General features: G+C 71.3%; 11 protein-coding genes and 1 pseudogene. 5 read left to right on the top strand and 7 right to left on the bottom strand.

Annotation, left to right across the window (positions count from 1 at the left end; all coding sequences use genetic code 11):
• Window positions 1-55 precede the first annotated feature (55 nt).
• From OHO27_RS15640 to OHO27_RS15625, 4 genes are all read left to right on the top strand, one after another.
• A complete protein-coding gene (locus tag OHO27_RS15640; protein WP_062702372.1) occupies window positions 56-295 on the top strand; it encodes an SCO4848 family membrane protein in 240 nt (79 codons plus the stop codon).
• A 57-nt stretch (window positions 296-352) separates the two neighbouring features.
• The gene (locus tag OHO27_RS15635) at window positions 353-1966 is read left to right on the top strand and encodes a metallophosphoesterase (protein ID WP_328424335.1); all 1614 of its coding nucleotides are present in this window, start codon (window positions 353-355) and stop codon (window positions 1964-1966) included.
• A 237-nt stretch (window positions 1967-2203) separates the two neighbouring features.
• On the top strand, window positions 2204-3763 hold the full coding sequence (locus OHO27_RS15630; RefSeq protein ID WP_328424333.1) for an ABC transporter substrate-binding protein: 1560 nt from the start codon (window positions 2204-2206) through the stop codon (window positions 3761-3763).
• 150 nt (window positions 3764-3913) lie between these two features.
• Window positions 3914-4321, top strand: a complete 408-nt coding sequence (locus tag OHO27_RS15625; protein ID WP_328424331.1) for an ATP-binding protein — start codon at window positions 3914-3916, stop codon at window positions 4319-4321.
• Between the two features lies 1 nt (window position 4322).
• Here OHO27_RS15625 and OHO27_RS15620 read toward each other — a convergent pair.
• Both OHO27_RS15620 and OHO27_RS15615 read right to left on the bottom strand, forming a co-directional pair.
• Window positions 4323-5782, bottom strand: a pseudogene (locus OHO27_RS15620) (sensor histidine kinase).
• Entirely contained in the window at window positions 5779-6468 is a 690-nt protein-coding gene (locus tag OHO27_RS15615) for a response regulator transcription factor (protein ID WP_328424329.1), read from the bottom strand. Before OHO27_RS15615 ends, OHO27_RS15620 begins: the two are co-directional and overlap by 4 nt.
• Window positions 6469-6633: 165 nt before the next feature.
• Here OHO27_RS15615 and OHO27_RS15610 point away from each other — a divergent pair, with 165 nt between their 5' ends.
• Window positions 6634-9078: an MMPL family transporter gene (locus OHO27_RS15610; protein WP_328430453.1), complete on the top strand. Its 2445-nt coding sequence runs from the start codon at window positions 6634-6636 to the stop codon at window positions 9076-9078.
• Window positions 9079-9096: 18 nt separating this feature from the next.
• Here the strand turns inward: OHO27_RS15610 and OHO27_RS15605 are convergent, their stop codons facing one another.
• The 5 genes from OHO27_RS15605 to OHO27_RS15585 all read right to left on the bottom strand — a co-directional run bounded on the left by OHO27_RS15605 (window position 9097) and on the right by OHO27_RS15585 (window position 12633).
• On the bottom strand, window positions 9097-9894 hold the full coding sequence (locus OHO27_RS15605; protein WP_328424327.1) for a TetR/AcrR family transcriptional regulator: 798 nt from the start codon (window positions 9892-9894) through the stop codon (window positions 9097-9099).
• A 37-nt stretch (window positions 9895-9931) separates the two neighbouring features.
• Window positions 9932-10897, bottom strand: a complete 966-nt coding sequence (locus tag OHO27_RS15600) for a trypsin-like serine peptidase (RefSeq protein ID WP_328430452.1) — start codon at window positions 10895-10897, stop codon at window positions 9932-9934.
• A 245-nt stretch (window positions 10898-11142) separates the two neighbouring features.
• The gene (locus tag OHO27_RS15595; RefSeq protein ID WP_328424325.1) at window positions 11143-11676 is read right to left on the bottom strand and encodes a thiol-disulfide oxidoreductase DCC family protein; all 534 of its coding nucleotides are present in this window, start codon (window positions 11674-11676) and stop codon (window positions 11143-11145) included.
• 4 nt (window positions 11677-11680) lie between these two features.
• A complete protein-coding gene (locus tag OHO27_RS15590) occupies window positions 11681-12088 on the bottom strand; it encodes a hypothetical protein (protein WP_328424323.1) in 408 nt (135 codons plus the stop codon).
• A gap of 134 nt (window positions 12089-12222) precedes the next feature.
• A complete protein-coding gene (locus OHO27_RS15585; protein WP_328424321.1) occupies window positions 12223-12633 on the bottom strand; it encodes a VOC family protein in 411 nt (136 codons plus the stop codon).
• Window positions 12634-12705: the final 72 nt, after the last annotated feature.

The following is a 12705-nucleotide window of genomic DNA, read 5'->3' as shown; positions in this document are numbered from 1 at the left end:
GCTTCTGCCCCCACCCCGCCCGGAGGGCCGGACACGCGACGGCGATACTGAACGCATGAAGCTCAGCCGCCCCGTCTCCTGGTTCCTGCTCGCCTTCGGGGTGTGGAGCTGGGTCATCTGGGTCACTTTCGTCAAAAACCTGATCAAGGACAGCAGCGGGCTCGCGTTCGACGACGGTCACCCCACGGCGTACTTCTGGGTGCATCTGCTGCTCGCCGTCGTCTCCTTCGTATTGGGGACGGTCGTCGGGGTCATCGGGTTGCGTGGAGTGCGCGCACTGCGCCGGACGTCATAGGAACTCGGCCATCGCGCGGGGCGTTCACTCAGCACGCAACGGAAAGGGAACGTCGGCGTGGTCATCGTCTTCGCGTTTGTCGCACTGCTGGTGCTGTCCGTCCTGGTGGCGGGCAACTGGTGGCTGTGGCGCCGTCTGTTCCGCGACACGACCCGCGGCCCCGGGTTCGTGCGCCGGGCGGGCGTGGTGGTCATCGCCGGTGGCTGGGCGCTGACGATCGGGGCCCTGGTCGCCGAGCGCTCGGGCGCACCCTTCTGGCTCCAGCAGGTCCTGGCCTGGCCGGGCTTCCTGTGGCTGGCCCTGTCGATGTACCTGATGCTGGGTGTGCTGGCGGGTGAGGTCGTACGCCCACTGCTGCGACGGTGGCTTGAACGGCGGGCGCGCGCGGGCGAGCCCGAGCCGACGCCCGCGCCGGTGGGTGTGACGCCGGCCACGTCACCCGACACGGGGGCAGCCGAGCGCCAGCCCCTCCCGCACGCGTCCGGCCCGGCCGCGACGCGTACGGCCGCCCCGGCCCCGGGGTCCACGACAGTCCCGACCGGGGCGCCTACGGCGGGCTCCACCACGGCAACCACGGCCGGCTCGGCGACGGCCCCTACGACAGGCTCGACCGTGGCGCCGTCGACGGGCGTCACCGCGGCGACCAAGGCCGGCGCGACCTCGGCGCTCACGGCCGACCGGTCTCCGGCCCTCACCACCAGCCCGCCCCCTGCGACCGACCCGTTCCCGGCCTCCGCGACCGACCCGTCCCCGACATCCGCGAACGGATCGGCCCCGGCGGACGCGACCGACCCCGCCCCGGCCGCGGCCCCCGACCCTGCAGCCCCCTCCCGCCCCCTGGCCGCCCCCACCCGCCGCCTCTTCGTCTCCAGAGTCGTCGGCGGTGCCGCCGCCGCGGCTGCCGTGGGGACCGTCGGTTACGGCACGTACGGCGTGCTGCGCGGCCCCAAGGTGAAGCGGGTCACCGTCCCCCTGGCCAAGCTCCCGCGCGCGGCGCACGGTTACCGGATCGCCGTCGTCAGCGACATCCACCTGGGCCCGGTCCTGGGCCGCGGTTTCGCGCAGAAGGTCGTCGACACGATCAACGGCACGCAGCCCGACATGATCGCGGTGGTCGGCGACCTGGTGGACGGCAGCGTGAAGGACCTCGGCCCGGCCGCGGCCCCGCTCGCCGGGCTCCGGGCGAGACATGGCGCGTTCTTCGTCACCGGCAACCACGAGTACTTCTCGGGCGCCGAACAGTGGGTCGAGGAGGTACGCCGCCTCGGCCTGCGCCCCCTGGAGAACGCCCGCACGGAACTGCCCCACTTCGACCTGGCCGGCGTCAACGACGTCGCGGGCGAGAGCGAGGGCCAGGGCCCCGACTTCGCCAAGGCCCTCGGCGACCGGGACACGGCACGCGCGTGCGTGCTCCTCGCCCACCAGCCGATCCAGATCCACGACGCCGTCGACCACGGCGTCGACCTCCAGCTCTCCGGCCACACCCACGGCGGCCAGCTCTGGCCGGGCAATCTCGTCGCGGAGCTGGCGAACCCGACCCTGGCCGGCCTGGACCGGTACGGCGACACCCAGCTGTACGTCAGCCGGGGCGCGGGCGCCTGGGGCCCTCCGACGCGCGTGGGTGCCCCGTCGGACATCACGGTGATCGAGCTGGCGTCCCGTCAGGCCTGACGACGGCTGCCCGGCCGGAACCAGGCCGGCACAACTCGCCTCACCCTGCCTGTGAATGAACTACGGACCACCTGTGAAACACGGCCGAAACGCCCGTAGGTAAGTTCTTTCCCATGTCACCAGAATCCTCTTCCCCCTGCTGAAACACGTGTGATTAGGTGTGCGCGCCGCCAAGGGGAGGCGGCGCAATTCACTGCTCATGCGGGGCCCTTCCAGGGCCGGGGAGAGGGCACACCCATGCGTTCGGTTCGCATGCGGATTCTCGCGACGCTGCTCGTGCTGGCGGCCGTGGGAGTGGGCGGCTGGCAGCTGTTGCCGTCGCAGCGGGACGAGAACAGGACCATCACGGTCGGCACGACGGACGCCGTCACGTCGCTCGACCCGGCCGGCGCCTATGACGCCGGCTCGTGGGCGCTGTTCAACAACGTCTTCCAGTCACTGCTGACCTTCGAGCCGGGCGGCGTCACACCCGTGCCGGACGCGGCCCAGAGCTGCGAGTTCGTCGGCAGCGACCTGAGTACGTACCGCTGCGGGCTGCGCGAGGGACTCACCTTCCCGAGCGGGCGCGCGATGACGGGGCAGGACGTCAAGTACTCGTTCGACCGGGTCAAGCGGATCAAGTCGGACGTCGGGCCGTCCTCCCTGCTGGACACGCTCGGCTCGGTGAGCGCCAGCGGCCGTATCGTCACCTTCCAGCTGTCGTCGCCCGACGCCACGTTCCCGCTCAAGGTGGCCACCGGGGCGGGCGCCATCGTTGACCGCGAGAAGTATCCGGCCGACGCGCTGCGCACCGACAACGCTGTCGACGGCACCGGCCCGTACACCCTGACCGCGTATACGAAGGACAGCAAGGCCGTCCTCGCGCCCAACTCCCTCTACAGGGGCGCGCTGAAGGAGACCGGCCGTCCCGTCGCACTGCGCTACTACTCCGACGCGGACGCCCTCGACAGCGCGTGGAAGGCGAAGCGGATCGACGTGGCCACGCGCACGCTGCCGCCCGAGGTCCTCGCCGGTCTGAACTCCGCCGACCCGGGCCAGCGCGTCTCCGAGGCGGACAGCTCCGAGATCCGCAATCTTTACTTCAACACCCGCTCGGGCTCGCCCCTGCACGACGTCCGGGTCAGGAGGGCCCTGGCCTGGCTGATCGACCGCGAGCGGCTGGCGGCCACGGTCTACAAGGGGACCGTGGACCCGCTGTTCTCGCTGATCCCGACGGGCATCACCGGCCACACCACCTCGTTCTTCGACAGTTACCCCACTCTGAGCCCCGCCAAGGCGCGCGCCCTGCTCGACGAGGCCGGCGTCAGCCTGCCCGTCCGCTTCACCTACGGCTACGCCACCGGCCGGGGCGCCGCGACCGCCGAGGAGGCCGCGGAGATCAAGCGGCAGCTGGAGGCGAGCGGACTGTTCAAGGTGACGGTCAGGGGCTACGAGTGGACCGACTTCCAGAAGCGCTGGGCGAGCGGCAAGCTCGACGCGTACGCCGTCGGCTGGGTCGCCGACTTCCCCGACCCGGACACCTACGGTGGCCCGCTCGTCGGCGCCAAGAGCACCATGAACACCGGCTACAGCGACAAGGCCGTCGACCGGCTGATCACGGCCAGTCAGCAGTACGCCGACCGCAGCGAGGCCACGAAGGACTTCCGTTCGCTGCAGGAGGCCGTCGCCCGCGACGTCCCGGTGATCCCGCTGTGGCAGGCCAAGGAGTACGTGGTCACCAGCGAGGATGTCGGCGGCGGTCAGTATCTCTCGGACGGCACCGGCCTCTTCCGGCTCTGGAGCCTCAACTGGATCTGACGTCTCACCCGAACCCTGACGTCCCATCCGAGCCCTGACGTCTCACCCTGATCTGACGCGATCTCGCGGCCTTGACATTCGCCCGGTGATGCCGGGGGCCGCTCGGCGCTGCACCATGTGTCGAAGGTGTGCGCGGGGTGAGGAGCAAACGTGCTGAGACGCAACGCCTTCCGGCTGCCCCGGCATCCGGCGTCCGTAGGTCTCGCCCGGCGCCGGGTCCGGGACCACCTGGCCGACTGGGGGCACGGGCCGCGGGACCCGGCGCTGGAGGGCGCGGTGCTGCTCGTCTCCGAGCTGGCCACCAACGTCGTACGCCACGGCCCGCTGCTGGAGCGCGAGTTCGAGGTCGCCGTCACCGCACTCGCCGACGGTGCCTGTCTGATCGAGGTGTCGGACGAGGGTCAACTCGCTCCGCGCCTGAGGTCGGTGGGGGAGTCGGAGGAGACCGGCCGCGGCCTGCATCTCGTGGAGTACCTGGCCGCGGCCTGGGGCGTGTGGAGCCGGGGGCGGCACGGGAAGACGGTGTGGGCACTCGTCCTCGCCGACGCCAACTCATGACTCACCGCCACGGCAGCGTCACCGTCACCGCCAGCCCGTCACCCGGCGCGGTCCGCACCGCCACCTCCCCGCAGTGCGCCTCCACCACCCCCTGCACGATCGCCATCCCCAGTCCGCTGCCCGCACCCCCGCCGGTCCGGAAGAACCGGTCGAAGACGCGTGCCGCGTCCTCCTCGCACAGCCCCGGCCCCTTGTCCGCGACACACAGCCGTACGACCCCGTCCGCCCGCTCCACCCCCAGCCGCACCGGCACATCGGCGGGCGTGTGCGTGCGGACGTTGCTCAGCAGGTTTCCCAGCACCTGCCGCAGCCCGGACTCGTCGGCGTGCACGAGCAGTGTGCCGTCGGCGTCGACGGCGATGGGCCGCTCGGGCTGCTGCACCCGCAGGTCCTCGGCGGCCTCGCGGACGAGGCGGCTCAAGTCGACGTTGCGGAAGCGTAGTTCGGGCCGCTGGTCGAGGCGGGCGAGGGTGAGCAGCTCGTCGACGAGGCGCCCCATGCGGTCGACCTCGCCGTTCATCCGGTCCCAGGCCCGTCTGCGCTCGGCCGGGTCGGTGAGCATCCCTTTGTCGTACAGCTGGAGGTAGCCGCGTATCGCGGACAGCGGGGTGCGCAGTTCGTGCGAGGCGTCGCCGACGAAGCGGCGCAGCTGTGCCGTGCTGCGCTCGCGCGTGCGGTAGGCCGACTCGACCTGGTGCAGCATGGAGTTCAGGGCGACCCGGAGCTGTTCGACCTCCAGGGTCGGGTCGCGGCTGGAGGGGACGCGCCGGGTCAGATCGCCCTCGGCGATCGCCGACGAGGTCTCCACCATGTCCTCCAGCGGGCGCATCCGGCGGCGCACACTGAACATCGTCAGACAGCCGAGCAGCGCCAGCAGCAGGGCGCCGACGGCGAGGTCCATCCGCAGCGCCTTGCCCATGCCCTCGTGCAGGCCCTCGGTCGGCATGGCGATCAGCACGACGGTGCCGTCCGACAGCCGTGCGCCGACCATCCGGTGGCGGTCACCCTCGACCCGTACGTCCCGTGGCTCCTCGTCGGCGGCGAAGGCGACCGGGTCCTTCGCGGCGGCGGCGAGGGCGTGCTGCCGAGGCGTCGGCTGCAAGGGCCCAGGGCCACCGGCCTGCCGCCGGAGCCGACCGCGACGTACACCATGCTCGGGCTCGGCAGCGGGTCGGTGTCCGTGGCTGCGCCGCCGCCGTTGAACCTGTCCAGCGCGATGCCCAGTTCGCTCAGCGACTCGATCTGCCGCAGGGTGAACCCGGCGTGCTGCAGTGTGGTCCGCGCCCCCTGGAGTTCGGTGTCGACCTTGTCGAGCAGGTAGAACCGCGCGGTCATCAGGCTGACCGCGGTCGCCACGACGATGCCGACCGCCAGCAGCGCCACGTTCGCCAGCGTCAGCTTGCCGCGCAGCGAGTGGATGCCGCGCCGGCGGCAGACGTCGAGGATCGTGCGGAGCCTCATGCCAGCCCGTATCCGACGCCCCGCCGGGTGGTGATCACCGGCGGCCCCAGGGTGTCCAGCTTGCGCCGCAGATAGCTGATGTAGGTCTCCACGACGGTCGACTCGGGCGGCGTGTGCTCGTACTGCCAGACGTGGCGCAGGAGTTGCTCCTTGGGGACGATCCGGCCGCCGTTGCGCACCAGGAAGCGCAGCAGGGCGTACTCGGTCGGGGTGAGTTCGACGGTGCGGCCGGCGCGGCGCACGCAGTACGTCGTCTCGTCCAGCTCCAGGTCGCCGTACCGCAGGGGCGGTCGCTGCGGGAGGACGTCGGCCGGGCGGGTGCGGCGCAGGACCGCCGTGACGCGGGCTATGACCTCGTCGATGTTGAACGGCTTGGTGATGTAGTCGTCGCCGAAGCCGAGGGCGCCGACGATCTCGGCGGGGGAGTCGCGCGCGGTGAGGAAGACAAGCGCCAGGTCGGGGCGCCGCTCGCGCAGCTCACGCCCGAGTGCCCGGCCGTCCCCGTCCGGGAGCATGACGTCGAGCAGTGCCGCGTCGGGGCGGGTGCGCTCGACCAGCGTGAGCGCCTCGCGGACCGTGCCCGCGGTCATGACCTCGAAGCGGTGGTAGCGAAGGGCGATCGCGAGGACGTCCGCGATGCTCTCCTCGTCCTCCACGATCAGCACGGTGCCGGAAGCCGTCGTCATGCCCCCAGTATCGGCGGCGCCACTGACAGTCGGGTGGGCCGGCCGCTTTGGAGTTCCTTGAGAGTCATGGCCATCGCCTGCCACGCGCGCGTGGCGCCGCCAATCCTGTTGCCCAGGACCTGGGGGACCTACCGAACCGAATAAGGAGCGTTGAGCGTGGCGGCATTGGCACGGTGGTGCTATCGGCACCGGCTGGTGGTCCTGTTGCTGTGGTTGGGGGCACTGTTCGGCCTGGGGGCGGCGAGTTCGGCCGCGGGCACGAACTACGCGAACGTCTTCTCCCTCCCGAACACGGACTCCACGACCGCGTACGACCTGATGGAGAAGGCCTTCCCGCAGCGCGCGGGCGACACCGACACGGTGGTGTGGAAGGTGGACGGGGGCGCCGCGGCGTCCGTCCGGGACGAGGCCGTACGGTCCCGGATCGAGCCCGCGCTGGAGGAGATCGGGCGGATGAAGGGCGTCGGTGAGGTCACCGACCCGTACGCGGCGCAGGGGGCCGCACAGATCAGCCGGGACGGGCGGATCGCGTACGCCCAGATCACCTTCACCGAGCAGGCGAACGCCATCCCGAAGGAGCTGATCGAGGACGTCGTCGACACGGCGCAGGCCGCTGAACGCGACGGACTCCAGGTCGAGCTGGGCGGCCAGGCCATCGCCCGCACCCAGGAGCCGCCGCAGGGCACGGCGGAGGCGGTCGGCGTTCTCGCCGCCGCGGTCGTGCTGTTCCTGGCGTTCGGCTCGCTGTTCGCGATGCTGCTGCCGATCGTCGTGGCGATCGCGGGCGTCGGCACCGGCCTGATCGGGACGATGCTGCTCAGCCATGTCACGGACGTGCCCGAAGTGGCCCCGCTGCTCGGCTCGTTGATCGGCCTCGGCGTCGGCATCGACTACGCCCTGTTCATCGTCACCCGGCACCGCCGCGGCATCCTGCGCGGGATGAAGCCGGAGGAGTCGGCGGTGACGGCCCTCAACACCTCGGGGCGCGCGGTGCTGTTCGCGGGCGGCACGGTGTGCATCGCGCTCGCGGGCATGCTGGTGATGAACATGCGGTTCCTGGACGGCGTGGTCGTCGCGACCTCCCTGACGGTCGTCCTGAGCGTGCTGGCCGCGATCACCCTGCTGCCCGCCCTTCTCGGCCTGCTCGGCATGCGCGTCCTCAGCCGCCGGCAGCGGCGCCGGCTCACTGCCGCGGGACCGGAGCCGGAGGAGGCGAGCGGCCTCGCGGCGCGCTGGTCTGCGTACGTCCAAAGGCGCCCGCGGCGGCTCGTGGCACTGGCCGTCGTGGTCATGGCGGTCCTGGCGATCCCCGTGCTGTCGCTCCGCCTGGGCGCCACCGACCAGGGCAACCACCAGGAGTCGACCACGACCCGACAGGCCTACGACCTGCTCGCCGAGGGCTTCGGGCCCGGCGTCAACGGCCCGCTCCAGGTGGTCGTCGAGGGCGACGCCCCCGTCGGCCTGGTCGACGGCATCCGGTCCACCGAGGGCGTCGCCCAGGTGGCCGCCGTCCCGCCCGCGAACGGCGTCACGGTCATCCAGGTCGTACCGACCACGTCACCCCAGTCCGAGCAGACGGACCGGCTGATCGACCGGCTGCGCGACGACGTGATCCCGAAGTCCGGGGCCGAGGCCCATGTGGGCGGAGTGACGGCGGTCTTCAAGGACTTCGCCTCGGTGACCGGCGACCGCCTGCCGTACTTCGTCGGGACGATCATCGCGCTCGGCTTCCTGCTGCTGATGGTGGCCTTCCGCTCGCTGGTGGTGCCGCTGACGGCCGCCCTGATGAACCTCATCGCGGCGGCAGCGTCCTTCGGGGTCCTGGTGGCGATCTTCCAGTGGGGCTGGGGCACCGAGCTGATCGGCGTCGGCAAGGAGGGCCCGATCACGTCGTTCCTGCCGGTCATCATGCTGTCCCTGCTGTTCGGCCTCTCCATGGACTACCAGGTGTTCCTGGTGAGCCGTATGCACGAGGAGTGGGTGCACACGAAGGACAACGCGCGCGCGGTGCGCGTCGGCCTCGCGGAGACCAGCCGGGTCATCAACTCGGCCGCACTGATCATGATCTGTGTGTTCAGCGCGTTCGTGCTGAGCGGCGACATGGAGGGTGCGATGGCGGGCATCGGCCTCGCGGCCGCCGTCGCCCTGGACGCGTTCATCCTGCGTACGGCCCTGGTGCCGGCCGCGATGCACCTGCTCGGCAAGTCCAACTGGTGGCTGCCGGACTGGATGGAGAAGCGGCTGCCGCACCTGGCGGTCGAGCCGAAGGAGGAGGCGACGGCGCCGGCGGCCGAGGAGGAGCCGGCCGGGGCGGGCCGGGCCTCGGTCGTGCACGGGTACGTCCGCACCGCCGACGGTGAGCCGGTCGACGGCGCGGCGGTGACGCTGCTGACGAAGGGCGGGCGCCAGGTGGACCGGGTGGCGTCCCTCGCCGACGGTTCGTACATCGTGTCCGTGCCGGCGCCGGGGACGTATCTGCTGGCGACGACCGCCCCGTCGTACGGGTCGCGGGCGGGGCAGGTCGTCGTGACGGACGGGCCGCTCGTGCACGACGTCGAGCTGGCCGAGGGCGAGGTGGACGCCGCGCCGCGCGGGGGCGGCGTCAACTGACCGGCGCGGAAGGAGGCTTCAGGGGCGCTCGTCCTCGACGGGCGCCTCCTTGCCCTTCGTGCTGCCCTTCGTACCGTCCTTCGTCCGGCCCTTCGCCGGGTCCGGCAGCGCGTTCGTCATCCCCGGCAGGAAGTCCGTGAACAGCTCGTGCACGTCGCGCACCAGCGGCCGCAGCACCCGGAACCGCGCCAGCGCCACGCCCCGGGCGGTCAGCCGGGCGGACCGCTCGGCCAGCCGGTAACTGCGCTCGCGCCCCTCGGTCCGGTCGAAGATCCAGTACAGGACGAGCCCCATCTGGCCGAGCCACATCATCTCGGGCAGTACGTCCCGGAGGTCCTCGGGCACCTTGGTCTTCGCCGAGCCCGCAAGCACCTGCCGGTGGAGGTCGATGGCCTCCACGCGCGCGTGCTCCGACTCGGCGGAGAAGGGGCTGAGCGGGCTGTCGGGATCGGCGGCGTTCTTGAAGAACTGCACCGCGAACTCGTGGTACGGCGTGGCGATGTCCAGCCACACCTTCAGCACGCCCGCGAGCCGCGCCTCCAGGTCGCTCTCGCGGGCCAGGACGTCCCGGACCGCCGCTCGGTGCTCGGCGGCGATCCGGTCGTAGAAGCCCTGGATCAGGTGTTCCTTGCCCGCGAAGTAGTAGTACGCGTTGCCGACGGAGACCCCGGCCTCCTGGGCGATCGCCCGCATCGTCGTCTTGTCGTAGCCGCGCTCCTGGAACAGCCGCATGGCCGTCTCCAGGATGAGCGCACGGGTCTGCTCGGACTTGCTGGGCGCATCGCCCTGTTCAGGGCTGTCGTTCTTCGAGGGCACGGAAAGAGAGCCTAACGAGTGGCGTTTCGGCCGCCGGTCAGGAGGCCTGTGCCGCCTGGTAGAGGTTCTGGGCGTCGGCGCCGAAGTGCGGGCCGTACATCCGGTTCGGCAGGAAGTTGTACTTGAAGCTGTTCACCGAGGACAGCAGGCCGGTACCCGTGGCCTCGTTGAACTGCGTGAACCAGGGGCCGCCGCTGGAGCCGCCGGTCATGTTGCAGTTCATGCCGTGGTCGTCGGACAGCAGGAAGTCCCGGTTGGTGGTGCCGCTGCAGTAGATGAACTTCTCGCCGTCGTACGGGGCCGCGGCCGGGAAGCCGAACGCGTACATGCGCAGGTTGTAGCCGGTGTTGAAGGCCAGCCCCTGTCCGCCGACGACGTCGGTGAGCAGCTTGCCGTCCAGCGGGGCGACGACCGCAGCGCCGACGTCGTAGTTAATGTCCTCGCTCGCCGTCCACTGCGGGGTGGACAGGGTCTTCGACGCGGTCCAGCGGCCATGAGGGGCCTGTCCGTCGTGGTAGCCGGGCACGAAGACCCAGTTGGTGTGCCAGGCGCCCTCCAGCTTCACGCAGTGGCCCGCCGTGATCACGGTGCTCTTGTTGGCGCTGGTGACGGCGTTGCCGGAGCAGGACGCCGTACGCCCTTGGTACGAGAAGAAGACGCGGCCCGCGGTGGACACGACCGCTCCGCCGCCCGTCCACTGGCCGCCGCTGTTCGGGAAGGCCAGCACGCCGATGTCCGATGCCGTGCTGTTGACCGGGGCGCTGGGCGCGACGGTGGTCGCCTTGCCCTGGCGGGGCGCCGAGCCGCCGTCGACGTGCCCGTTCAAGGTCACCAGGTCGAGCGGGGTGGCGGCGCGCATCCGTTCCGATGTCCAGAACTCACGGGCCTGCTGCTGCGCGCCGGCCGAGACCGAGCTGACGTTGGCCGGGCTGTCCGGCCTCGGCGCGGCGCCCGCGGGTGCGGCGAGGGCGCCGGCGGTGAGCAGCGCGGTGACGCCGACCAGAGCGCCGAGGAGGGGCGGGGTATGCGGGTGACGCGGGGTATGCCTCTCACGCGTACTCCTTCTGCGATGGGGGGACCGGGCGGCCGGGTGGGCGCCGCCCGGCGGACGACAGACAGTCGGTGCGAGTGCGCAGTGGTGAACCGGGTGCAGCGTGCCAACCCCAGGACAGATTTGGAAGGGTGCATGCCAAACCGGTGTCCCAAAACGTGCCGTTCAGGACGAGTTGGGCCCGCTCGGCACCCGCCTCACCGCGTGGCGCAGGTGCCGCTCTCGCAGCCCGGCGGCTCGTACGTCCAGCCCCGGTTGGTGTCGTACGACCACCCGTCCGCGCGCTGGTAGCTCCGCCCGCCCTGGCGCGTTCCGTCCCACTGCGCCCCGCGCCACTTGGCGGCGGCGAGCACGGCCCCCTTGGCGAGCCGTGCCCCCGACGGAGTGCTGAGGCGATGCGCGAGCGGCCGGTGCTCGCGCAGGGCCCACAGGGTGACGATCCAGGCGGCGCCGCCCCGGTAGACCTGCCCCGCGTCGCCGACGACGGTGATCTCGGCCAGGGTGGCGCCGTGGTCCAGCCCGGGGTAGCGCAGCCGCGCCTCGTCGGACCCGGCCGCCATGAAGTCCAGCGGCACCAGCTGAGGCTGCCGTACGAGCCAGTCGTGCAGGAAGGTGCACAGGGAGCACTGGGCGTCGTAGAGGACGGTCAGGCGGCGGACCGGAGCGCCGGGCGTGTCGGTCGCGACGCGGTCCGCCACGGCGTCCGTCCTGCCGGTTGTCTCGCCGGGCATCCGCTCAGACCCCGGCCGACGGAGCGACCCAGTCCTGCGGCGCGACCGGCGGCGTCTGCTCCCGCTCCATGACACTGCGCCGCCGGATCTTGTTGAGCACGTAGACGTTACCGAGGTGCATCACGCCGAGCACCAGGAGCACCACGCCGAGCTTGGTCGACAGGGCCTCGAAGACCCCGCGAACGTCCACGACGGTGTCGTCGTCGCTCAGGTACAGGGCGACGAAGCCGAGGTTGACGAGGTAGAAGCCCACCACCAGCAGATGGTTCACGGCGTCGGCGAGCTTCTCGTTCCCGCGCAGCACGTCGGCGAGGAAGATCCGTCCGTTGCGGCTGAGAGTGCGGGCCACCCAGATGGTCAGGGCGATGCTGACGACCAGGTAGATGACGTAGGCGATGACCGTGCGGTCCATGACGCCTCCCCCTCCTTGAACACGTTCAAAATGCTGACAGTGAAGACTCTAGAGCTGTCTTTGAACGTGTTCAACTCGATTGCGTGAGGCCTGCGTCACGCACCACATCTGGGCGCGGCCTGCCGTGACTTCGGTCAGGGCCTGCGCCCGAGCATCGGCCGCTTGGTGTAGTCCGTGAACCCGACGACGTTCCCCCAGGGGTCGGCGATCTCGACGGTCCAGCCGGTGGCCACGGAGGCGGGCTCGTCGAGCAGCACCATGCCCGCCCCGGTCAACGCCCGCCCCGCCGCGCGCGCGTCCGGCACCTCCAGCCACACCCGCGTGGTGGGCCAGGCCGGCGGCCGGTACCCCAGCCCATCCTCGGTGCGCAGCAGGATTCCGGGCGTCTCGCCGCCGACCTTCAGTCCCGCGATCCCGGCCTCGTCGAGCCGGAACCCGACCGCGAACCCGGCGCGCTCGTAGAACGCGAGGGCCTCGCCGAGGTCGCCGACCGGCAGCAGCACGTTGTCGAACCCGAGCAGTTCGTACGACTCGTCATCTGACATGTCGTCAGATTAGGTGGTGGTTGCCGGGGGATCGGTGAGGACCGACCGTCGGATCACCCGTTGAGGTGAGGT

It is taken from the genome of Streptomyces sp. NBC_00443 (assembly GCF_036014175.1).
Taxonomy (GTDB): Bacteria; Actinomycetota; Actinomycetes; order Streptomycetales; family Streptomycetaceae; genus Streptomyces.
Note: the sequence above shows the minus strand (reverse complement) of the source record. Positions and strands in the feature narration are given on the sequence as shown.